The sequence below is a fragment of the Novosphingobium sp. ERN07 genome (assembly GCF_012641335.1).
Lineage (GTDB): Bacteria > Pseudomonadota > Alphaproteobacteria > Sphingomonadales > Sphingomonadaceae > Novosphingobium.
Genome location: NZ_JABAID010000006.1, coordinates 77349 through 99606 on the forward strand (window position 1 = coordinate 77349; position 22258 = coordinate 99606).

Below are 22258 nucleotides of genomic sequence, written 5' to 3' on the forward strand. Positions count from 1 at the left end.
CGTCTGGGCCGGTCGGCCATCGTCGTTTCGGACATCTGCATGGGGACGATGACGTTCGGCAGTCAGGTGGATGAGGCCGAAGCCCTGCGCGTGCTGGACCGCAGTTATGATGCAGGCATAAATTTCTTCGATACGGCAGAAGGTTATCCGGTGCCATCCGACGTGAAGTGGGTGGGGCGGACCGAGGAAATCGTCGGTAAGTGGCTCAAAACCAAGCCGCGCGACGCGATCATTCTGGCAACCAAGGTTTCCGGGCCAAGCCACGTGTAGTTCCGATCTCCCTGCCGCAATGGCATGACCGCGCTGGACCGACGCAATATCGAGGCGGCGATGGATGCGAGTTTGAAGAAGCTCGGTACGGATTATGTCGATCTCTACCAGACGCACTGGCCCGACCATGACACGCCTTATGATGAGACGATGGAAGTGCTCGACGAGCTGGTGCGTGCGGGAAAGGTGCGCATTACCGGGTGTTCGAACGAGACGAGCTGGGGCCTGATGAAATCGCTCTCCGTTGCAGAGCGTCTGGGCACCGCGCGCTATCAGACCATTCAGAACAATTTCAGCCTGAACAACCGCCGGTTCGAAGATGAACTGGCGCAAGTCTGCCGCAAGGAAGGGGTCAGCCTGATCCCATATTCGCCGATTGCGGGCGGTGTTCTGTCTGGCAAGTATCAGGACGGCGCACGGCCGGAAGGCGCGCGGTTCTCACGCTATCTGGCGATGGAAGGGCGGCAGGCGCAGATGGGCAAGCGCTTTGTGAACGAGAGGTCGCTGGCGGCGACTCAACGGTTCATGGGCATCGCGCAGGAAGCAGGAATGGATCCAGTGACGATGGCAGTTGCCTGGTCGAAGCAGCACGACTTCGTTGCTTCGACGATTGTTGGCGTGGGGGCGGAAGATCAGCTCGATCCGATCCTCGCGGCTGCCGATCTGGTACTGCCGGACGAGGTGCTGAAGGCGATCAACGTGGTGAGCCGCGAAATTCCCTATCCGATGGGCTGATGCTATTTGCGGCGGCCAAAGCGCCGCCACAAGAGCCAGCAACTACCACCGCAGATAGCGCCGATGCCAAGAACTACAGCACCGATCATGGCCCCGCTGAACAGGAGGCCGGTGGTCAGCGCCACCACGAATTCCAGCGTGGTCTTCATGCCATTGGCTCTATTGCACTCTGCGCCTCTCGCCAAGCTGAACGGGCGATCAGGCAAATCGTTGCCTTGGACGAGCAAAGGCCGGTAAGGCGCAAGCCGTGAGCGACCTTCCGATCCATGCTGTGCTGCCCGACCTGCTTGCTGCGTTGCGAGCGGGGCCGGGCGCCGTGCTGATCGCGCCGCCGGGCGCGGGCAAGACGACGGCGGTTGCCCCGGCCTTGTTGCAGGAACCGTGGTGCACCGGACAAGTGATCGTGCTGTCTCCCCGGCGCGTAGCGGCGCGCGCTGCGGCAGAGCGCATGGCCGAATTGCTGGGTGAAGAGGCCGGGCAGACCATCGGCTATGTCACTCGCCTTGACGCCAAACGATCCGCGAAAACCCGCGTGCTGGTGGTGACCGAGGCGATTTTCGTTTCGACAATCCTGAACGACCCGGAATTGCAGGGCGTGTCTGCCGTGCTGTTTGACGAAGCGCACGAGCGGCATCTCGACAGCGATCTGGGGCTGGCGCTGGCGGTGGAAGCGCAATGCGTGTTGCGCGATGAACTGCGGATCGTCGTCATGTCTGCCACGATAGACGGCTCGCGCTTTGCTACGTTGCTTGGGGATGCACCAGTAGTCGAAAGCGAGGGCAAGGCGCATCCGCTGGCGGTGAAATGGCTGGGCGCGCGGCCCGATGTGAAGATCGAGGCCGCGATGGCATCCGCAATCCAGACCGCGTGGCGCGAGGAGCAGGGCGATATTCTGGCGTTCCTGCCGGGCGTTGCACAGATCGAGCGGACGGCAGATATGCTGGCGGAGCGCTTGCCGCAGGCGCTGGTGCTGCCGCTGCATGGGCAGGTGGAACCGGCCGGTCAGCGGGCGGCGATCCGGCGCGATGCTCAGGGGCGGCGCAGGATCGTGCTGGCGACGAGCATTGCCGAAACCTCGCTGACGCTTGATGGCGTTTCGGTGGTGGTGGACGCTGGGCTTTCGCGCCGGGCGGAGTTTGACAAAACTGCGGGCGTGACCCGGCTGGTGACCATGCGGGCGAGTCAAGCCTCAGCCGCGCAGCGGGCAGGGCGCGCGGCACGGCAGGGACCGGGGGTGGCCTATCGCTTGTGGGAAGAGGCGGCACACGCTGGACGGCCTGCCTTCGATCCGCCTGAGGTGGTGACGAGCGACCTTGCCCCGTTGGCGCTGACGCTGGCGCAGTGGGGCGCGGGGGATGTGGCTGCGATGGCGTGGTTAGATCCGCCGCCGATGGCTGCAATGACGGCGGCGCGTGGGGCCTTGCAGGCATTAGGCGCGCTGGACGCCGAAGGACGCATCACCCCGCACGGACGGGCGATGGCGCGGTTGCCGATGGAGCCAGCGCTGGCGCATATGCTGCTGTTTGCGGCAGAGCGCGGGCAGGCGCAGGAGGCCGCGCGGCTGGCGCTGCTGTTGCAGGAGCGCGGCCTTGGCGGGCGCGGAGAGGATCTGGCGCGGCGGCTGGATCGCTGGGCGAGTGAACGCGGGAGCCGCGCTGAAGGATCGCGCAAGCTGGCGGCACGCTGGGCCAGCATGGCGGAAAAGCTGGTGGTGCGCGGCAGGGCGGCAGAGGTTCCGCTGGGCGTGCTGCTGGCTGAGGCTTTCCCCGACAGGATCGCGCGGGCGCGCGGCGCTTCGGGCGAGGAATGGCTGGCGTCGGGCGGGCGCGGCTATCGGCTCGATCCCGCATCGCCGCTCGCCACGGCAAAATGGCTGGTCATCGGGGATGCGCAGGGGGAGGCCAAAGGTGCGCGGATTACCGCAGCGATTGCGCTGGAGGATGAGGAGGTTACACGTCACCTTTCGCACCGTATCGAAGAACGGCATTCGCTGACGTGGAACGCGGGCGAGGGCCGGGTGGAGGCGCGGCTGGAGCGCAGGCTTGGGGCAATCGTGCTGGCGCGGGTTCCTGATCCGAAACCGGATGGCGATGCTGTGGTGGCCAAACTGATCGCAGTGGTGCGCGAAGGCAGACTGGACATGCTGCCGCTGGCGGAGGCGGCCAAGGCGCTGATCGTGCGGGCGGGCTATGCCGGACTGGAGGCATTGTCCGAGCCTGCACTGATCGATTCGCTGGAGGGCTGGCTGGCGCCGCTGCTGGCAGGGCGGCGCGATTTGCAGATCGGCGCGGGCAAGCTGCATGAGGCTTTGGCCAACCGGCTCGATTGGAACGAGCGGCAGGCTTTGGATAAGCTGGCTCCGGCGGAGTTCCGCTCTCCGGCTGGAACCAGCCACGCCATCGATTATGGCCACGAAGGCGGGCCGTGCGTGGAATTGCGAGTGCAAGCGCTCTTCGGGCTGGAGAAGCATCCCTGCGTGGGGCAGCCGCCCAAACCGCTATTGCTCAGCCTGACCAGCCCCGGCGGCAAGCCGATCCAGACCACGGCGGACCTGCCCGGTTTCTGGCGCGGATCGTGGCGCGATGTGGTGAAGGACATGAAGGGGCGTTACCCCAAACACCGCTGGCCGGACGAGCCTTGGGCCGAAGACCCCAGTCTCAAGACAAAGAATGCGTTCAACGCAACAAAGCGGACTTGATTTGCGGTGCGATTCGCCCGAAAGCGCGAGGTATGTCAGCACGCATCTATCAGCGCCCGAAAAATGCCATGCAGTCCGGCAAGGCCCGGACCAGCGACTGGCTTCTGGAATTCGAACCTGCAGAGGCTAAGCGCCCCGATCCGCTGATGGGTTGGGCTGGTTCCGGCGATACGCAGGCGCAAGTGGCGCTCTCGTTCGGATCGCAGGACGAAGCGCAGGCTTATGCCGACCGCTATGGCATCGAAGCGCGCGTTATCCCCACCCCGCCACGCAAGCTGAAGCTGCAAAGCTACGCGGATAATTTCAGGTAGGTTGTTCGAGGCTGGGGGCTGGACAAGTCCCCGCTTCGCCGCCATAGGCCGCACCGGGAGTCGGTCGGACGTTTGCGTCCGCCAACCTGGTCAGGTCCGGAAGGAAGCAGCCACAACGGGTTGCGGCGGGTCGGCCGGCTCCTTTTTCACCCTTCAGTTGCGGCCTTCATGCGCGAACGCGCTTCATTGCGCGATCCCGTGGCAGGCACCAGCCCGGCGACCTTGCCGAGGCCGAAGGGCGGCATATTGCCGTAGATCGTCTCATAGGCTCCGGCTGAGACGGCGTAGGTCTCGTGAAAGATCCCCACGGTGCCGTCGCTGCCCACGGCCTTGTTGAACGAAACCCACGCTGGCCAATGCTTCTGGTCGCGATCACGCGCGTAAGCCTCCAAACTATCGAAATCGCGCCAGTACTGTAGCAGAACCACCGTGCGCAGGTTGCGCAGCATGAATTCGGTGCCGAGAAAACCACTTTCGGGATGGCGCGAGAGTTCTTCGATCATCGGACCCATTGCGCGCGCAACGGGAAGCCATTTGCCCACTTTGCGGAAATGGTTGATTCGCATTCCGATGACGAAAACCACCAGCGATTGGTTGAAGTCGGCGGTGAAGCGGCCGGGCGTAATCGTGCTCATGTGTTGAAAGTTGCATTTTGCAACTTATGAGTCAATCCACCGTTTCCGGGTATGGTCGCGTTCGACAATCGCGGTTCAAGCGCCTACCTAGGGCGGCGATGGCTGATTCCACCGACATGTTTGGCGATCCTCTGCCGGAAGAGGAGAACGAACCCTCTGCCGCCGAACTGGAAGCGGCGGGGCAAAGCTCGATGTTTGGCGATCCTGCGCCCACGCCTCCGCCGGCGGAGCCGGTCCGTGAAACCACGCCGCCTGCCGTTCAGGCACAAGCGCCCGCAGCCCCTTCTGTGCAGCCCTATCGCGTGCTGGCGCGCAAATACCGGTCGCAGACTTTTGCCGAACTGATCGGGCAGGATGCGATGGTCCAGACGCTGGCCAACGCGATCAAGCGTGACCGGCTGGCCCATGCCTTTTTGATGACCGGCGTGCGCGGTGTGGGCAAGACCTCTACCGCCCGCCTGATTGCCAAAGCGCTGAACTGCATTGGGCCGGATGGGCAGGGCGGGCCGACGATTGACCCTTGCGGGGTGTGCGAACCCTGCCGTGCGATTGCCGAAGGCCGCCATATCGACGTGATCGAGATGGACGCCGCATCGAACACCGGTGTCGATGACGTGCGCGAAATCATCGAGGCGGTGCGCTACGCTGCGGTATCGGCGCGTTACAAGATCTATATCGTCGACGAAGTTCACATGCTGTCGCGCAATGCTTTCAATGCGTTGCTGAAGACACTTGAGGAACCGCCCGCGCATGTGAAATTCCTGTTTGCCACCACCGAGGTGGACAAGCTGCCGGTCACGGTGCTTTCGCGCTGCCAGCGGTTTGACTTGAAGCGAATCCCGGCCCCGCTGCTTGCCAGCCATTTCGGCATGATTTGCGGGAAGGAAGGCGTCGAGGCCGAGGCCGAAGCGCTGGCAATGGTCGCGGCTGCTGCCGAAGGATCGGTGCGCGATGGCCTGTCGATCCTCGATCAGGCGATCAGCCACGCCGATCTGGTCGGAAGCGACGATGGCAAGACCCGCGTCATGGCCGAGCAAGTGCGACAGATGCTGGGCCTTGCCGACAAGACAATGCAGCGCCGCCTGCTGGAAGCCGTGCTTTCGGGCAAGGGCGAGGTGGTTCTGGCCGAGGTGGCGCAGCAGTATGCGCTGGGGATCGAACCCATCGCGATGATGCGCGCGCAGATGGACGTGGTTCACCGCGTGACCGTGACGCAGATCGGCGGGATCGGCCCGGACGTTCGCTCCACCGAAGAGCGTGATGCGCTGGAAGCCTGGGCGAAGGCGCTTTCGGCGGGGCAGTTGCACCGGTTGTGGCAACTGCTGCTCAAAGGCTATGAAGAAGTGAAAGTTGCGCCCGATCCGCTGGTCGCGGCGCAGATGGCGCTGTTGCGGGTGATGCACGCGGCTGATCTGCCCGATCCCGGCGGATTGGTGAAAAAGCTGGAAGAGCTGGCTTCCCGGCCGGCAATTGCCACCCCGGTCAGCGACAGTGGCGAAGGGCAGATGCCGGTGGCGCAAGCAGCGTCTCCCCCCACGACCACGGCGGATTGGCAAGCGCTGGTCGAAAAGGTGGAGCACGTTTCTCCGCTTGTCGGATCGACGATGCGGCTGGGCGTGCGGGTGGTTGAACTGCACGCGGGATTGCTGCGCTATCAATTCGTGCCGGGCTTGCCCGGCGACCCGGCGGCGGATATCCGCCGTGCGCTGAATCATGTCACTGGTGAGGCTTGGATCGTCGAGCGGGGTGAGGGCGATGCCCTGCCCAGTCTGGAAGAGGCGAAGGCGGCAAAAACCGCTGCTGCCGATGCCGCGATGATGGAAGACCCGCTGGTCAAGGCCGCGCTGGAAGCCTTTCCGGGCGCGGTGATCGTCGACGAAGAGAGCTCGCGAGAGCACGAAAAAAGACCCTGGAGCAAACGCGCATGAAGTCGATGGAAGAGATGATCCAGGCCGCACAGAAAGCGGCACAGACCATCCAGAAGCAGATGGAAGATGCCCAGTCGACGCTGGACAGCATCGAAGTTGAAGGCGCGGCTGGTGGCGGTCTGGTAAAAATCCGCGCCTCGGCCAAGGGGCGTGTGATCGGCGTGTCGATTGATGACAGCCTGCTGGCCGCATCGGAAAAGGGCATTCTGGAAGATCTGGTTGCCGCCGCGTTCAACGATGCGCGCGGCAAGGCTGATGCCGTTGCGGCGGAAGAAATGCAGAAAGTGCAGATGGCGGCGGGTATTCCGCCGGGCTTCAAATTGCCGTTCTGAAAAGTCACGCGATTTCAGGCAATCGGGTTCCGGGTCCGGTCTGGTCAGGATTCCGTAACGAACGTCTTGCGATTGGCTGATTTGCCAGCCAAGGCAGGGGCATAGATCGATGAACCGGACAGGAATCCTCGTTTGAGCGTGACTTTGCTTGCCAGCGCTGCCCTGATTGTGATGCCCGGCGGCGCAGGCTCCGATATGGCGGATGCCATGCTTGCGCCTACCGGTGCCGAACAGGCTCTGGAAGGGGCTGCGCATCCCGATGGGGTGCCGCAGGTTCCGATTGCGCCAGAGCAGGCAGCGCCCGTGATCGTTCTGCCGCAGCCTGGTTATGGTACTGCGCCGGAAGCTGCGCCGCCCTCGCTCGACCAGATCGAGCAGGATGATACGGCCATCGTCGTCTCAGGCGCCCGCACGCCCAAGGAGGACCCGATGCAGGCGGTCAATCAGGCGTCTTACGAAGCGGTGCAGGCCGTGGACGACGCGGTGATCGCGCCCATCGCGATGACCTATCAGAAAGCGCTGCCCCGGCCGGTAAGGTCGGGCCTGCGCAATTTTCTGCGCAACCTGACCGAGCCTATCGTTGCAATCAACTTCATGTTGCAGTTGAAGCCGGGCAAGGCCGCGGAAACGCTGGGCCGCTTTGCGCTCAATTCTACCGTAGGCATCGGCGGGCTGATCGACGTGGCCAAGGCCAAGCCGTTCAACCTTCCGTATCGCCGCAACGGCTTTGCCTATACCTTTGGCTATTATGGCATCGGTCCCGGACCGTACATGTTCCTACCGCTGGTCGGGCCGACGACGTTGCGCGATGTCGTGGGCCTGACCCTGGACCGGTTTTTGCTGCCGTTCGCGGTGGGTGGGCCGCTGCGCCATCCGGGATACGTTTACGGCAGCTTCGTGATCCGTTCGCTGGACGAGCGCGTGGAGAACGATGCGCTGTTCAAGCGTATTCGCGAGGAATCAAATCCTTACGCCAGCTATCGCGAACTCTATCTGAAGACGCGCCAGGCAGAGATCGACGCGCTTCGGGGCAGGGCGGATTTCCAGAAGGAAGGATCGGTGGTGCTTCCGGCACTGACGCCAACACCGCCGCCATCTGCCATGTCTGCGCCTGTTGTCGATGCCGCACCTGCCGTGCCACCACCAGTGCCTGCTCCGGTGTTCGTGTCCGAACCCGTGGTACAGCCGCTTCCGGCCGGATACTGATCGCCGGTCAGCTTTCCAGCAGAAGTGAATAGTCGCGCAGCAGTTCCCATGCCTTGACCGGTGCGATCATCAGTTGTTCGTCGCTTTCAAGGCCCGCAAGGCGGCGCAGCATGTGGGCAACCGTGGCGGCATTGCCCGAACTCATGCCGTGGGTGGACACCAGCACTTCGGGATTGTGCGACAAGGTGTTCTCGAACAGCAGGTCGAGGTTCTGCGGCTGAAAGCCAAAGCCGAGAAATACGAGCCGCTTGGCATTGGCCACGGCAAGGCGCAGATCGCGCACGGCGTTGCGATCCGCGCTACGTTCGGCCAGCGATTTCAGTTGTGCGGCAATGGCATGGAGGTTCCACGGCTGCTCCACGCCCCATTCGGCTTGCGGCGCTTCACCCTTTTGCCAGGGCAGACGTCCGATCATGCCGTGCGGGTGGATCACATCCAGCTTGTCGGCAATCACTTCCTGCGCTTCCTTCAGCTCGATGCCATAGGCCATGACCAGCGCGTAGGGCAGGAAATGCTCGATCGAACGGTCGTAGTTGAAATTGACGATGGTGAGTTGTTCCAGCGTATGGCCGATCCGGCTGCGCGGCACGCCTGATGTGACAAGCTGGCCCAGCTGATAGACCCAGTGTTCTGCAACTTTGCCCTGCAACGGCAGTTCGCCCGCCACGCGCGGGGCCTCTTTCAGGCTCGAACGGGATTCGGCCTGTCCCATGAAAAAGGTGATCGCCAATTTGCCGCAAGCCAGCACGAGCGGATCGTGATCGTATTGTTCCAGCACACTATCGACCGACCGACCGAGGCGACAGGCATTGCGCAGACGTTCGGCTGCGGCGGCAATCTCTTCGACCGGCTTGTGCAGCCGTTCGGCCAGCTTGTAGATATTGCGCAGCAGCAACTGGCCATCGCGGGTTGAGGTGTCAGACCCGGCGCGCTTGAAGTCGTAGCCTTGAATGATGCGCGCCAGCAGTTCGGCATTGGACGGGAACTGCAGCTCCATGCTCGCCCCTGCGCCGACAACCAGCGTTGTTCTTGTTCTGAGCATTCTGGCAGGCGACCCCGGCTATCCTGCGCTTTTATGAGGGAACATACCTAAGATTGGGTTTACGCAAATTGCAGCGATTGGTGGCGCACGGTGCGGCCAATGATCCACAGCCGAAGTGGCAAAAGGCATTGCGGCAAGCGGATGCGGTCCCCATATCCCGAAAAAGCGCCGGGCGGCCTGCCCGGCAGGACGGAACGAACTTCGCATGAATCTTTACCCCCTGCTTCCCCTTCGCGATATCGTGGTGTTCCCCGGCATGGTCGTACCGCTGTTTGTCGGGCGTGAAAAATCGGTGGCAGCGCTCGAAGCTGCGATGGCGGGCAACAAGGACATTTTCCTGCTCGCCCAACTTGATCCGGGTTGTGACGATCCTGATCGCGATGATCTTTACGATACCGGCGTGATCGCCAGTGTCTTGCAACTGCTCAAGTTGCCCGATGGCACCGTGCGCGTGCTGGTAGAAGGGCGTGATCGCGCCGTGCTCGAAGGCCTGCGCGAGGAAACGACTGCCAACGGCGCAATGCTGGTGGCGCAGGTCGAAGCGCAGGAACCCGTCATCACCACCGGCACCGAAGTGTCGGGCATGATGCGCACTGTCGTCGATCAGTTCGCAGAATACGCCAAACTCTCCAAAAAGCTGCCGCAGGATGCAGGCGGACAGTTGGGTGATATCGAAGACGCCGGAAAGCTGGCAGATTCGGTGGCGGCGAACATCGCCGCCAAGGTGGCCGACAAGCAGACGGTGCTGTCCGAATCCGACCCGATGAAGCGCCTTGAGATGGTGCTCTCCTTCATGGAGGGCGAACTCGGCGTACTGCAGGTTGAACGCAAGATCCGTGGCCGCGTGAAGCGGCAGATGGAAAAGACCCAGCGTGAATATTACCTCAACGAACAGTTGAAGGCGATTCAGTCCGAACTGGGCGGTGGCGATGGCGAAGAGGCAAACGAACTTGCCGAACTGCAGGACAAGATCGACAAGCTGAAGCTTTCAAAGGAAGCCAAGGCCAAGGCACAGGCCGAGCTGAAGAAGCTCAAGACCATGCAGCCGATGAGCGCCGAGGCGACCGTCATCCGCAACTACCTCGACGTGCTGCTGGGTCTGCCGTGGGGCAAGCGCAGCAAGCTGAAGAAGGACATTCCGGCGGCGCAGGCGATCCTCGATGCCGACCATTATGCGCTCGACAAGGTGAAGGATCGCATTGTCGAATATCTGGCGGTGCAGGCGCGCACCAACAAGCTGAAAGGCCCGATCCTGTGCCTCGTCGGCCCTCCGGGAGTGGGCAAGACCTCGCTTGGCAAATCGATTGCCAAGGCAACCGGTCGCCAGTTCGTGCGCCAGTCGCTGGGCGGCGTGCGCGATGAAGCTGAAATTCGCGGTCACCGCCGGACCTATATCGGTTCACTGCCGGGCAAGATCGTGACCAATCTGAAGAAAGCAGGCACGGCCAATCCGCTGTTCCTGCTCGACGAGATCGACAAGCTGGGTCAGGATTTCCGTGGCGATCCGGCCTCTGCGCTGCTCGAAGTGCTTGATCCCGAACAGAACGCAAAGTTCCAGGATCACTACCTTGAGCTTGATTTCGACCTTTCGGACGTAATGTTCGTCTGCACGGCGAACAGCTTGAACCTGCCGCAGCCGCTGCTTGATCGCATGGAGATCATTCGGCTTGAAGGCTACACCGAAGACGAGAAGGTCGAAATTGCCGAACGCCATCTGATCCGCAAGCAAGTGGAAGCGCACGGGCTGAAGAAGGGGGAATTCACCCTTGAAACCGAAGCCTTGCGCGATCTGATCCGGTATTACACCCGTGAAGCCGGTGTGCGCACGCTGGAGCGCGAAGTGGCGCGTCTGGCGCGCAAATCGCTGCGTCAGATCCTGGAAGGCAAGACCAAGAGCGTGACGATCACGCCCGAAAACCTTTCCGATTTTGCAGGTGTGCGCAAATTCCGTCACGGCATGTCGGACGAGGAAAATCAGGTCGGCGCGGTGACCGGCCTTGCCTGGACCGAAGTTGGGGGCGAGCTGCTGACGATCGAAAGCGTGACCGTGCCCGGCAAGGGCGCAGTGAAAACCACCGGCAAGCTGGGCGAGGTGATGAGCGAAAGCGTCCAGATGGCGTTCAGCTTCGTCAAGGCGCGCAGCCCCGCCTATGGCATCAAGCCATCGATTTTCAATCGCAAGGATCTGCACATCCATTTGCCCGAAGGCGCAGTGCCCAAGGATGGGCCGAGCGCAGGGATCGGCATGGTAACCGCGATGGTCTCCACATTGACCGGCATCCCGGTGAAAGCCGATGTGGCGATGACGGGCGAAGTGACGCTGCGCGGACGTGTGCTGGCGATTGGCGGCTTGAAGGAAAAGCTGCTGGCGGCCCTGCGGGGCGGCATCAAAACGGTGCTGATCCCCGAAGAGAACCGCAAGGATCTTGCCGAAATTCCGGCCAACATCAAGGAAGGTCTGGACATCGTGCCGGTCGCCCATGTTGATGAAGTGCTCGCTCGTGCGCTGACCAGCGCGCCACAGTCGATCGAATGGACCGAGGCTGATGACCTTGCATCACAGCCGAGCGCTGCCGTTGCAGGGGCGATGACATCGCCCACCGCGCATTGAAGCGAGTTGAGAACGGGCCGGGTGTGACCGGCAATTGACGGAACGCCTTGCGCAAGGAAATTGCGCAAGGCGTTCGTCTGTCGGCCAACCTGCCGAAATTGCGGGCAAAATGGGGCCATTCCGTCGCTTTAGCCTTTGACAGTCGAGTTTTTCTCGGCTCTCTTCCGCGGCACGCGAAAGGCGATTCAATCCCGAAGTTCTCAATCGCAAGATTTTGGCCCAAAAAAATACTTAGGGGGTTTCCGCATGAACAAGAACGATCTGATCGGCGCAGTTGCCGAAGTCAGTGGCCTGTCCAAAGGTGATGCGACGAAGGCCGTTGAAGCGGTGTTCGAATCGATTTCCGGTGCCTTGGCTGGCGGCGACGAAGTGCGCCTGGTCGGTTTTGGCACTTTCTCCGTCGCAAAACGGAAGGCGTCTACTGGACGCAACCCGCGCACTGGTGAACCCATGTCGATCAAGGCATCAGCCCAGCCCAAATTCAAGGCGGGCAAAGGCCTGAAAGACGCCGTGAACTGAATACTGCGGATCGATCCCGTTACGGCGGGATGCAGCCCAAAAGAAAAACCGCCCCTGTCAGGCCGACCGGGGCGGTTTTTCTTTTGGGCTGCAAAATCGCCGCGTGGGCAGGATCAGGGGGTGATGCGGATCAGCGCGGTTGGCGCTTCCTTGGTGCGGGCGTTGACCTTCCATTGCAGCATTTTGCCGGCCGGGCTTGCTGCAGGGCCTTCATCGGTGTTGTTGGCCAGAATCTCGCCATCGGTCACGATGGTCAGCACGCCATCAAGCACAGGAATTCCGTCGCCACCGGCCTTTTCGCTCTTTTCGTCAGCCACGGCAGCAGCCATGCCCATGAATGGCGTTCCGGTGGAGGCCGAGGTCAGGGCAGGGGCATCTATGCGGACGCTGCCATCGGCACGGCGTATCATGGTGACGAAGGGGGTGACCATCGGCAGCTTTTCCACTGTCGGGAAGCTGAAATCGTGGTCTAGTCTGCCGCTGATGGCGTATTCCACTTCAAAGCGCCCGTCGCCTTTGTCCACCACCGATTTCCAGCCCCTCTGACGGCGAAGGCGGTCTGCAAATTCCTGCGCTGCGCGCGGATCTGCCGGATCGATGCCGCCGAGCATCGTTTTCATCATCTGCTCGTCGGACTTCTTCTTCTCTTCCGAAGCGGCTTTGCTGGCGGCGATGTCCTCTTCCCAGACCTTTTTCTGTTCGGTCAACTCGTCAGCCGTGCATTCGCGTTCATCGCCACTGTCATCGTCATAGCAGGTCGATGGTTCGAATGTCGCATTGGCGTTCTTGCGCTCACGCTCTTCAGCGGCGAGTTTGGACAGCGCGAGAACGTGGATATCGCCCTTGTAAGCGAAGCTGAACGTACCGTCCTTGCGCAACGTGACGTCAGACGTGAAACGGCCCGGCAGCAGCAGGCAACCCGCCAGCAGGAGAAGGGCAGCAACTGCCGTGCCAAATTTGATCGGACGATTCATGTTTGCCCTCCCTTGGCAGCTCAAGCTTCGCGCTCAGTTAAGCTTTCGCGTGTCGCCACGGCATAGAGCGCGATTGCTGCCGCGTTCGAAACGTTAAGGCTTTCGATTGCCGAGGCAATGGGCAGGCGGGCAATCGCATCGCAGTGCTGCGCAACATTGTGGCGCAGGCCTTCGCCCTCTGCGCCCAGCACAAGTGCGACAGGGCCGGCGGGGAGAGCCGAGGGGAACACGGCCTTGCCATCCCCGTCCAGGCCAATACGCCAATAGCCTTCTTCCGACATGCGTTCGAGCGCGCGGGACAGATTGACCACGCGTACCCACGGCACAATTTCCAGCGCGCCGGATGCAGACTTTGCCAGGGTGCCCGATTCGGGCGGGGCATGACGGTCTTGCGTTACCAGCGCGGCAACATCGAACGCCGCGCAGGATCGCAGGATCGCGCCGACATTGTGCGGATCGGTCACCGAATCGAGCACGACGATGGTGCGGCCTTCCGATTCGTCGAGAATGTCATCAAGCACCACATCATCAAGCGGCGCACAATCAAGCACAAGGCCCTGATGCGGCGCATCCTTGGCGACGAGACGGCCAAGATCTGCGGCTTGCGCATACTCGACCGGCAATGACGAGGGCAGTTCGGCGTCGTGATCATCAAGCATCGCCTGAATCGCCTCGCGTGTGCCCCACAGCTTTTTCGCATCGCGGTTCGGGTTGGTCAGCGCGGCTTCCACCGCGTGGCGTCCCCACAGGCGGATAGCGCCCGAACTGCCGCGGCCCGAACCGCGCCCGCCCTTGTTTCGACCGGCGCGCCCGCGCAGTGCGCGGCCCTTGGGTTGATCGTCTTGACGGGGCATCGGCGCACCTTTTCTGCAAACTTGTTGGAAAATTCGTGCCGCGTTTGCCAGCCAGCCCATTGACAGGCAAGTGTCGCTTCGCCAAAGGGACCGCCTCTCGGCCGGACGGTCTCCTCGGAGATCAAAAAATCGGCTTTCCTTTCGGGGAAATCCGGCACCGGCAGCACTGGTGTGGACAGGTGGCCGAGTGGTTAATGGCAGCAGACTGTAAATCTGCCCGCGAGAGCGTACGCTGGTTCGAATCCAGCCCTGTCCACCACCGGCTCCTTCAAAAAATCTGATGCGAGCACCCGTTTAAGCGGATGATTAAACTCGCTTGCAAGAGCGGTTCGGTTGCGCAACGCTGTGCAACATGAGGACAATCCGTATTCCGGTCGACAATGGCCTTCACATCGTCGCTGACGAATGGGGTGAGCGTGGAGCGCGCACGGTTATTCTTGGGCATGGTGGCGGACAGACCCGCCATAGCTGGGATCGCGCCGGAATAGATCTTGCCGCCGCAGGTTACCACGTGATCAACTACGATCTGCTCGGCCACGGCGAGAGCGATTGGGAGCCGGACGGCGACTATTCGTTTTCGCGGCGCGCGGCGGATATTGCTCAGGTGCGGAAACATGGCGGTGATCGCTGCGCCTTTGTGGGCGCATCGCTGGGCGGGCTTTCCGCGATGGCGGCAGCGTGCCACGGTACTTTGCCCGATGCGCTGGTGCTGGTCGATGTGGTGGCCCGCCTTTCGGAAGAGGGCGTGGAGCGGATTGTCGGGTTCATGACTGCCAATCCCGATGGTTTCGGCACACTGGAGGATGCGGCGGACGCGATATCGGCGTACTATCCTGATCGCCCCCGTCCGGCGCGGCTCGATGGATTGCGCAAGAATTTGCGGCAAGGCGATGATGGCCGCTTTCATTGGCACTGGGATCCCAAATTCCTTACGAGTGGGCGGGAACATGGTTCGATAGTCGATCTTCTCGACAAGGCCGACTGGACCGCGCGCGTGCCGACGCTTCTGGTGCGGGGGATGAAGTCGGATATCGTGACCGACGCTGGCGTAGCCGATCTTGCTGCGCGCATCGGCCAGCTTGAGGTGGTCGATATCGGTGGGGCTGGGCACATGGTAGCGGGGGACCGCAATGATCAGTTCAATGCCGCCGTTATCGCCTTTCTCGCGCGGGTCATGCCACCTGCCGGGGGCATGGCTGGGTAGAACCGGGCAAGATTGCTTGTCCCGGCGGCACCCAGCCCCTAGATGGTGTGAATGTCTGGAGAAATTCTCGATAACCGTGGTCGCGGCACCGCCGGGTGGTCTTGGCCATCCATTCACCCCGAAGGCCGTAAGTTCGGCCTGATCTCGGCCGCTGTCTGCGCAGGCGCGGCATTCATGGCGTGGGAAACCATTGCCTGGCCGCTGGCGTTCCTTACGCTCGGCATTCTGGCCTTTTTTCGCGATCCGGTGCGCGTTACGCCGCGCGACGACAGGTTTGTTATTGCCCCAGCTGATGGTTTGATCACGCTGATTCAAAAGGTTCCGCCGCCGCGTGAGCTCTGCGCCGATGATGGCAGTGGCGTGCGCGGAATGAGCTCCGAGCCGGTCACGCGCGTGTCGATCTTCATGTCGGTGTTCGATGTTCACATCAATCGGTCGCCCGTTGCAGGAACGATTCGCCGTGTGGTCTATATTCCTGGCAAGTTTCTCAATGCCGATCTCGACAAGGCGAGTGAGGAGAACGAGCGTCAGCACTTCCTTGTGGAGCGTGGCGATGGCGTGCAGATCGGCTTTACCCAGATCGCAGGGCTGGTCGCCCGCCGCATCGTGCCTTTCGTAAAGGGCGGCGATATCGTGGCCGTGGGCCAGCGCGTTGGCCTGATTCGCTTTGGCAGCCGCGTCGACGTCTATCTGCCTGCGGGTACTGAACCCAAAGTGCTGATGGGGCAAAAGACCGTCGCCGGTGAAACGATCCTTGCCGAAATCGGTGAGTCTCCGATGCTTGAGGGCATCGGCCAGTGAACAACGGGGATGAGGTTGCGCAGCAGCGCCGTGGGCGGTTGCCGGGCGGCCTTACCTTGCGGGCGATGGCCCCCAATGCCATCACCACGGCAGCGCTGTGTTCAGGCCTCACCGGTATCCGATTTGCCGTAACCGCCGCTTCGGGCACCGATCCGATGCTGGTAGCAGAAGATTGGCGCAAGGCGGTTGCCGCGGTGATCATTGCCGGGATGCTTGATGGCATCGACGGGCGGATTGCCCGTCTGCTCAACGCGCAATCGCGCTTTGGTGCCGAGCTGGACAGTCTGGCCGATAACGTTTCGTTCGGCGTAGCACCTGCGCTGATCCTTTTTCTGTGGTCGCTGCAGGAAGCGCCGCGCATTGGCTGGTTTGCGGCGCTGGCCGTTGCGATTGCCTGTGCCTTGCGGCTTGCCCGGTTCAATGCGCGGATCGATATCGAAGAACAGCCCCATAAATCCGCAGGTTTTCTGACGGGTGTGCCTGCGCCCGTGGGGGCGGGGCTGGCATTTCTGCCGCTCTATCTGTGGATTGCCACCGGCAACCCGCTGTTCCGCGAACCCTTGCTGGTTGGCCCGTGGCTGGTGCTCATAGCTTTCCTGATGATATCGAATCTGGCCACACTGAGCTGGACTTCGCTGCGTCCGCGCAGAAGCGTGCGTCTCGAACTGATGGCATTGGTCGGGTTGATTATCGCAGCGCTGCTGACAGAGCCTTGGCTAACCCTGTCGGGCATTTGCATCGTTTACTTGGCGCTGATCCCCCTAGGCGTCTGGCGCTATGCCAAGGTCAAGCGGCAGCGCGGAGTGGTGCTGCGGGGCGAGGCGCTTCCACCGGCTTGATCATGCGGCGGACGGTGCGTCGCAATTGTGGCGCGGCAAAAGCGCGCGAAGCCTGCGCTTCATGACTGGTAATCCGCACCAGATATTCCCGATCCCGTTGCAGCGAACGATATTCTGCAAACAATGCGGTGATCTGGCTCTTGCGCCCTTGCAGCGTCACGAAAATCGTGAACATCGCGAAAACCGCAGCAGCGGCGAAGACGAGCGTGCAAACCAGAGCGAGCATTGCGCCTATCCTTTGACTTCCGGCTCCCCTCAGCCTGTTTCCGACACTTGCCGGAAAGACCTGTGGAAAACCTGTGAATTGCGATATTGTTCCTGTCCGTCCGAAGAGTGATTCGGATATGGAGCTAATGTTCTCTGTTTGTTCCGATTGGTCAAGCGGAAAAACGCGCGTTCCTGCGCTGATCGTGCGTAGAACCTCCAATATGCTGACAATTCCGGCAAATCCGTGCTGGATTTTGTTCCTGCGCTGATCTAAGGGCGGCGCGCCGAAGGGCTTTGCGGGCAAGGTGTCCGTGAACGAGCGCGGCAATCCACACGGGATGCACTTTCACCGGTGCCGTCAGCGGGGTCTCCGCAGCGGTTCCAGCATCCCGGAGGCATAACCGGAAAGGAATTCCCCTATGGCGGCACCTGTCGTCACGATGCACCAGCTTATCGAAGCCGGCGCCCACTTCGGGCACCAGACCCACCGCTGGAATCCGCGGATGAAGCCGTATATCTTCGGCGCCCGCAACGGTATCCACATTCTCGACCTGTCGCAGACCGTTCCGCTTTTCGCTCGCGCGCTGGAGTTCATCTCCGCCACCGTGCAGGCCGGCGGCAAGGTGCTGTTCGTCGGCACCAAGCGTCAGGCGCAGGAACCGATCGCACAGGCCGCGCGCGCCGCTGGTCAGCACTACGTCAATCACCGCTGGCTGGGCGGTATGCTCACCAACTGGAAGACCATTTCCGGTTCGATCAAGCGCTTCAAGGCGCTCGAAGAGCAGCTTGCCGGTGACACCGCAGGCCTGACCAAGAAGGAAGTCCTCCAGCTCACCCGCGAACGTGACAAGCTCGAACTGTCGCTCGGCGGTATCCGCGACATGGGCGGTATCCCGGACGTGATGTTCGTGATCGACGCGAACAAGGAAGAGCTGGCGATCAAGGAAGCCAACGTTCTGGGTATCCCGGTCGTCGCGATCCTCGATTCGAACGTTTCGCCCGATGGCATCGCATTCCCGGTTCCGGCGAACGATGACGCAAGCCGCGCCATCCGTCTTTACTGCGATGCCGTGGCCGCTGCGGCGACCAAGGGTGGTCGTCAGGCTGCTATCGCTTCGGGCGCTGACCTGGGTGCGATGGACGAGCCGCTGGCTGAAGAAGCTGCGGAAGCCTGATCGGACAATTCGCGTGGCGGTCAGGCTGATTGGGGCTGACCGTCACTGAACTGTCCCGGATGCGATTTACGGGCCGCGGCAGTGCTGCGGCCTTCCCGTTTCAAGATAAAGGATCAACGCAATGGCTTATACTGCCGCTGACGTGAAGAACCTGCGCGAGCGCACTGGCGCCGGCATGATGGACTGCAAGAAGGCTCTCGACGAAGCCGGTGGCGATTTCGAAGCTGCGGTTGACGCGCTGCGCGCCAAGGGCCTTGCCGCTGCTGCCAAGAAATCGAGCCGCACGGCTGCCGAAGGTCTCGTCGGCATCACCGTTTCGGGCACCAAGGGTGTTGCTCTTGAAGTGAACTCGGAAACCGATTTCGTTGCCAAGAACGACCAGTTCCAGGACTTCGTGCGCAAAGCGACCGAAGTTGCGCTGAACACCGGCGTTGCTGACGTTGAATCGCTCAAGGCTGCTGCCTATCCCGATGGCGGCACCGTTTCGGACAAGCTGACCAACAACGTCGCTACCATTGGTGAAAACCAGCAGCTCCGCCGCATCAAGCATGTCGAAGTCGCCAATGGCGTCGTCGTGCCTTACATGCACAACGCCGCAGCGCCGAACCTCGGCAAGATTGGTGTGCTCGTCGCGCTCGAATCGGAAGCTGCGGCTGACAAGCTCGAAGCTCTGGGCAAGCAGATTGCGATGCACATCGCCGCTGCATTCCCGCTGGCGCTCAACGCAGATGATCTCGACGCCGAACTGATCGCGCGCGAACGCAAGATCGCGGCTGAAAAGGCTGCGGAAAGCGGCAAGCCCGCCGAAGTTCAGGCGAAGATGGTCGATGGCGCCGTGGCAAAGTATGCCAAGGAAAACGCACTGCTTTCGCAGATCTTCGTGATGGACAACAAGTCCACCATCCAGCAGGTCGTCGATGCTGCCGGCAAGGAAGCTGGCGCGAAGATCGTGCTCAAGGACTACGTCCGCTTCCAGCTTGGTGAAGGCATCGAGAAGGAAGAAACCGACTTTGCTGCCGAAGTGGCTGCTGCCGCCGGCATCAAGTAAGTCTGGCTTCATTGATCCCCGCAAGGGCGGGCTGGCACTGCCGGCCCGTCGGTGCGGGGATTGTTATGTCTGCGCCCTTGGCACGCCCCTTCATAGGGCTATAAGGGCGGCCAATTCCCTTCTGTCATGAGTGCGTCCACCTTATGAGCGTCCCATCGTACAAGCGCATCCTCCTGAAGCTTTCGGGCGAAGTGCTGATGGGGGAGCAGCAGTTCGGGATTGACACCGATTATGTCGCCCGTGTCGCGCAGGAAGTGAAAGAGGTCCGGGATTCCGGCCTTCAAATCTGCCTTGTCATCGGTGGCGGAAACATCTTTCGCGGCATGGCGGGCGCGGCCAAGGGCATGGACCGGGCGCAGGCCGATTACATGGGTATGCTCGCCACGGTGATGAATGCGCTGGCGATGCAGAATGCGCTCGAGCAGCTTGGCGTGCCCACGCGGGTGCAGTCGGCGGTGCAGATGGATCAGGTTTGCGAACCGGTGATCCGCCGCCGTGCGGAACGGCATCTGGAAAAGGGCCGCATCGTGATTTTTGCCGCCGGTGTCGGCGCGCCCTATTTCACCACCGATTCAGGCGCTGCGCTGCGCGCGGCCGAAATGAAGTGCGATGCGCTGCTGAAGGGCACCAGCGTGGATGGCGTCTACGATGCAGATCCGAAGAAGGATGCCGCGGCAAAGCGTTATGAAACCGTGGATTACGACACGGTTCTGGCAGACAATCTGAAAGTCATGGATGCCAGCGCGGTTGCGCTGTGCCGTGACAACAACATTCCGATCGTCGTCTTCTCGATCCGCGAACGGGGCAATCTGGCCCGCGTGCTGTCGGGCGAGGGGACGCAGACCATTGTGAAGAAGGACGCCTGACATGGCCAAGTACGACAAGGCTGATCTTGAGCGCCGCATGAAGGGCGCTGTGGAATCGCTCAAGGGCGATCTTTCTGGCCTGCGCACGGGCCGCGCAAACACCGCGCTGCTCGATCCGATCACGGTTGAAGTCTATGGCAGCCACATGCCGCTGGCGCAGGTCGCCACCGTTTCTGCCCCCGAACCGCGCCTGCTTTCGGTGCAGGTGTGGGACAAGTCCAACGTGACCCCGGTGGAAAAGGCGATCCGTTCGGCGGGCCTTGGCCTCAACCCGATCAACGATGGCAATACCCTGCGCCTGCCGATCCCGGATCTGACCGAGGAACGCCGCAAGGAGCTGGCCAAGCTAGCCAGCAAATATGCTGAAAACGCCCGCATCGCGATCCGCAATGTGCGTCGCGATGGCATGGATGCGCTGAAGGCGGACGAGAACAAGAAGGAAATCTCGGAGGACGAGCGCAAGCGCGCCGAGACCGACCTTCAGAAGCTTACCGATGACATCATCAAGCAGGCGGATGAAGCTGCGACTGCCAAGGAAAAGGAAATCCTCGGCAAGTGACAGCCGTTCCCGCCTCGAATGATGGTGGTGCGGCCTGCGGTGCACGGCACGTTGCCATCATCATGGATGGCAATGGCCGCTGGGCCAAGAAGCGCATGATGCCGCGCGCCTTCGGGCACAAGCGCGGAGTGGAAACCGTGCGCGAAATTACCCGCGCGGCAAGGGACTTGGGGCTGGAAGCTCTGACGCTCTATGCGTTCTCGTCCGAGAACTGGAAGCGTCCGGCGGATGAAATTGCCGATCTGATGGGGCTGCTGCGAACCTTCATCCGCAACGATCTCGAAGAATTCGTCGCCAATAACGTCCGTCTCCAGATCATCGGTGATTATCAGGTGCTTGCGCCTGATATCGTGGAAATGATCGAAGGTGCGATGGCGCGCACGGCGCATAATACCGGTACGACGGTGGCCATTGCCCTCAACTATGGATCGCAGCAGGAAATCGCGCGGGCTGCGGCCAAAGCGGCGGCCAAGGGCGAGATCACCGCAGAAGCTATCGAGGCTGAACTCGATACCGCCAGCCTGCCGCCACTCGACCTGTTGATCCGCACATCGGGCGAAGTGCGTTTGTCCAACTTCCTGTTGTGGCAGGCTGCTTATGCCGAGATGTGGTTCACCGACGTGCTCTGGCCCGACTTCACGGCGAGCCATCTGCGTGACGCTTTGAGCCAGTTCTCGGCGCGTGAGAGGCGCTTTGGTGGACGCTGAGCCTGTCGCGCCGCCCGTTGTGGCCGTTCCGCCAAAGAATGCGGATCTGCCCGTGCGGGTCGCCTCTGCACTAGTTATGCTGGCGATTGCCGGGCTGGCGTTCTGGGCCGGAGGGCTGGCGCTCGATCTGTTCGTGGCTGCGGTGGCATTTGGCGTCTTCGTCGAATACGTGTTGCTCGCCAGCAAGATCGCTGAAAGCCCGGCGCGGCTTGGTTCGATGGTGATTGCCGGTGCGATCTATATCGGCTGGGCGGGCCTTGCGCTGGCGGTGATGCCAGAACCGTTGATGCTTGTGGTGCTGGGCCTTGTGATTTGCACGGATACCGGGGCCTACTTTACGGGGCGTTCGCTGGGCGGGCCAAAGATTGCGCCGCGAATAAGCCCATCGAAAACGTGGTCGGGCTTGCTGGGCGGCATGGCGGCGGCGGGTATTTGGGCAGGGCTGGTGGTGCTGTCGGCAAGCTACCTGATTTCTGCTATCGGTCCCACGGGGCCAAGCCTTGCCGGAGCGCTCGAAACCGCGAACATCGGCATGGCCGCGCTGGCGGGTGCGTTTCTGGCCGTCTTTGCGCAAGTCGGTGACTTTTATGAATCGTGGCTCAAACGGCGGGCAGGCGTGAAGGATTCATCCCGGTTGATTCCCGGTCATGGTGGCCTGTTTGATCGCGTCGATGGGCTTCTGCCGGTCGCCATCATCGCGGGGACGGCCTGGGCCGCCACGCAGGCGGGCATCTAAG

The 22258-nt window shown here is 61.8% G+C and carries 22 protein-coding genes, 1 tRNA gene, 1 other RNA gene and 1 pseudogene; 19 read left to right on the plus strand and 6 right to left on the minus strand.

Going from position 1 to position 22258, the window contains the following annotated elements:
* Positions 1–39 precede the first annotated feature (39 nt).
* Positions 40–1005, plus strand: a pseudogene (locus tag HGI47_RS10310) (aldo/keto reductase).
* A gap of 2 nt (positions 1006–1007) precedes the next feature.
* Here HGI47_RS10310 and HGI47_RS10315 read toward each other — a convergent pair.
* Positions 1008–1154: a hypothetical protein gene (locus tag HGI47_RS10315; RefSeq protein ID WP_168852694.1), complete on the minus strand. Its 147-nt coding sequence runs from the start codon at positions 1152–1154 to the stop codon at positions 1008–1010.
* Positions 1155–1252: 98 nt separating this feature from the next.
* On the opposite strand from HGI47_RS10315, the gene hrpB reads away from it, so the two are divergent.
* From hrpB to ffs, 3 genes are all read left to right on the plus strand, one after another.
* Entirely contained in the window at positions 1253–3703 is a 2451-nt protein-coding gene (gene hrpB, locus HGI47_RS10320; protein WP_168852695.1) for an ATP-dependent helicase HrpB, read from the plus strand.
* A gap of 32 nt (positions 3704–3735) precedes the next feature.
* Positions 3736–4014 carry an ETC complex I subunit gene (locus tag HGI47_RS10325; RefSeq protein ID WP_168852696.1) on the plus strand — a complete coding sequence of 93 codons (279 nt, stop codon included), beginning with the start codon at positions 3736–3738 and terminating at the stop codon, positions 4012–4014.
* Between the two features lie 53 nt (positions 4015–4067).
* Positions 4068–4162: signal recognition particle sRNA small type (ffs, locus tag HGI47_RS10330), an RNA gene on the plus strand.
* On the opposite strand, the gene HGI47_RS10335 is transcribed toward ffs, so the two are convergent.
* Positions 4161–4649: a DUF4188 domain-containing protein gene (locus HGI47_RS10335; RefSeq protein WP_168852697.1), complete on the minus strand. Its 489-nt coding sequence runs from the start codon at positions 4647–4649 to the stop codon at positions 4161–4163. The two genes, ffs and HGI47_RS10335, sit on opposite strands and share 2 nt — an antisense overlap.
* Positions 4650–4747: 98 nt before the next feature.
* Here HGI47_RS10335 and HGI47_RS10340 point away from each other — a divergent pair, with 98 nt between their 5' ends.
* From HGI47_RS10340 to HGI47_RS10350, 3 genes are all read left to right on the plus strand, one after another.
* A complete protein-coding gene (locus tag HGI47_RS10340; protein WP_168852698.1) occupies positions 4748–6577 on the plus strand; it encodes a DNA polymerase III subunit gamma/tau in 1830 nt (609 codons plus the stop codon).
* Positions 6574–6909 (plus strand): YbaB/EbfC family nucleoid-associated protein, encoded by a 336-nt coding sequence (locus HGI47_RS10345; RefSeq protein WP_168852699.1) that lies wholly within the window; start codon positions 6574–6576, stop codon positions 6907–6909. The genes HGI47_RS10340 and HGI47_RS10345 overlap by 4 nt, the downstream gene beginning before the upstream one ends.
* A 138-nt stretch (positions 6910–7047) precedes the next feature.
* Positions 7048–8115: a VacJ family lipoprotein gene (locus HGI47_RS10350; RefSeq protein ID WP_370521692.1), complete on the plus strand. Its 1068-nt coding sequence runs from the start codon at positions 7048–7050 to the stop codon at positions 8113–8115.
* A 7-nt stretch (positions 8116–8122) separates the two neighbouring features.
* Here the strand turns inward: HGI47_RS10350 and HGI47_RS10355 are convergent, their stop codons facing one another.
* Positions 8123–9112, minus strand: a complete 990-nt coding sequence (locus tag HGI47_RS10355; RefSeq protein ID WP_168852700.1) for a hypothetical protein — start codon at positions 9110–9112, stop codon at positions 8123–8125.
* 250 nt (positions 9113–9362) lie between these two features.
* Between HGI47_RS10355 and lon the strand changes: the two genes are divergently transcribed.
* The gene (lon, locus tag HGI47_RS10360; protein WP_168852701.1) at positions 9363–11768 is read left to right on the plus strand and encodes an endopeptidase La; all 2406 of its coding nucleotides are present in this window, start codon (positions 9363–9365) and stop codon (positions 11766–11768) included.
* A 246-nt stretch (positions 11769–12014) separates the two neighbouring features.
* Complete coding sequence (locus HGI47_RS10365; protein WP_168852829.1) at positions 12015–12287, plus strand: HU family DNA-binding protein; 273 nt, start codon at positions 12015–12017, stop codon at positions 12285–12287.
* 113 nt (positions 12288–12400) lie between these two features.
* On the opposite strand, the gene HGI47_RS10370 is transcribed toward HGI47_RS10365, so the two are convergent.
* The gene (locus HGI47_RS10370) at positions 12401–13261 is read right to left on the minus strand and encodes a hypothetical protein (RefSeq protein WP_168852702.1); all 861 of its coding nucleotides are present in this window, start codon (positions 13259–13261) and stop codon (positions 12401–12403) included.
* A gap of 20 nt (positions 13262–13281) precedes the next feature.
* Entirely contained in the window at positions 13282–14115 is an 834-nt protein-coding gene (gene rlmB / locus HGI47_RS10375; RefSeq protein ID WP_168852703.1) for a 23S rRNA (guanosine(2251)-2'-O)-methyltransferase RlmB, read from the minus strand.
* 173 nt (positions 14116–14288) lie between these two features.
* Here rlmB and HGI47_RS10380 point away from each other — a divergent pair.
* The 4 genes from HGI47_RS10380 to HGI47_RS10395 all read left to right on the plus strand — a co-directional run bounded on the left by HGI47_RS10380 (position 14289) and on the right by HGI47_RS10395 (position 16959).
* A tRNA-Tyr gene (locus tag HGI47_RS10380) sits at positions 14289–14374 on the plus strand.
* Between the two features lie 93 nt (positions 14375–14467).
* Entirely contained in the window at positions 14468–15319 is an 852-nt protein-coding gene (locus HGI47_RS10385; RefSeq protein ID WP_168852704.1) for an alpha/beta fold hydrolase, read from the plus strand.
* Positions 15320–15370: 51 nt separating this feature from the next.
* Positions 15371–16120: a phosphatidylserine decarboxylase gene (locus HGI47_RS10390; protein ID WP_168852705.1), complete on the plus strand. Its 750-nt coding sequence runs from the start codon at positions 15371–15373 to the stop codon at positions 16118–16120.
* Complete coding sequence (locus tag HGI47_RS10395; RefSeq protein WP_168852706.1) at positions 16117–16959, plus strand: phosphatidylcholine/phosphatidylserine synthase; 843 nt, start codon at positions 16117–16119, stop codon at positions 16957–16959. Before HGI47_RS10390 ends, HGI47_RS10395 begins: the two co-directional genes overlap by 4 nt.
* Here the strand turns inward: HGI47_RS10395 and HGI47_RS10400 are convergent.
* Complete coding sequence (locus HGI47_RS10400) at positions 16907–17185, minus strand: hypothetical protein (RefSeq protein ID WP_168852707.1); 279 nt, start codon at positions 17183–17185, stop codon at positions 16907–16909. The genes HGI47_RS10395 and HGI47_RS10400 overlap by 53 nt on opposite strands.
* Before the next feature lie 400 nt (positions 17186–17585).
* On the opposite strand from HGI47_RS10400, the gene rpsB reads away from it, so the two are divergent.
* The 6 genes from rpsB to HGI47_RS10430 all read left to right on the plus strand — a co-directional run bounded on the left by rpsB (position 17586) and on the right by HGI47_RS10430 (position 22257).
* On the plus strand, positions 17586–18341 hold the full coding sequence (rpsB, locus tag HGI47_RS10405; RefSeq protein WP_168852708.1) for a 30S ribosomal protein S2: 756 nt from the start codon (positions 17586–17588) through the stop codon (positions 18339–18341).
* Between the two features lie 121 nt (positions 18342–18462).
* Positions 18463–19389 carry a translation elongation factor Ts gene (tsf, locus tag HGI47_RS10410; RefSeq protein WP_168852709.1) on the plus strand — a complete coding sequence of 309 codons (927 nt, stop codon included), beginning with the start codon at positions 18463–18465 and terminating at the stop codon, positions 19387–19389.
* A gap of 143 nt (positions 19390–19532) precedes the next feature.
* Complete coding sequence (gene pyrH / locus HGI47_RS10415; RefSeq protein WP_168852710.1) at positions 19533–20255, plus strand: UMP kinase; 723 nt, start codon at positions 19533–19535, stop codon at positions 20253–20255.
* Between the two features lies 1 nt (position 20256).
* On the plus strand, positions 20257–20814 hold the full coding sequence (frr, locus tag HGI47_RS10420) for a ribosome recycling factor (protein WP_168852711.1): 558 nt from the start codon (positions 20257–20259) through the stop codon (positions 20812–20814).
* Positions 20815–20876: 62 nt separating this feature from the next.
* Positions 20877–21521, plus strand: coding sequence for a polyprenyl diphosphate synthase (gene uppS / locus HGI47_RS10425; RefSeq protein ID WP_206066132.1), 645 nt, complete (start codon positions 20877–20879; stop codon positions 21519–21521).
* Positions 21511–22257, plus strand: a complete 747-nt coding sequence (locus HGI47_RS10430; RefSeq protein ID WP_370521685.1) for a phosphatidate cytidylyltransferase — start codon at positions 21511–21513, stop codon at positions 22255–22257. Before uppS ends, HGI47_RS10430 begins: the two co-directional genes overlap by 11 nt.
* Position 22258 lies beyond the last annotated feature (1 nt).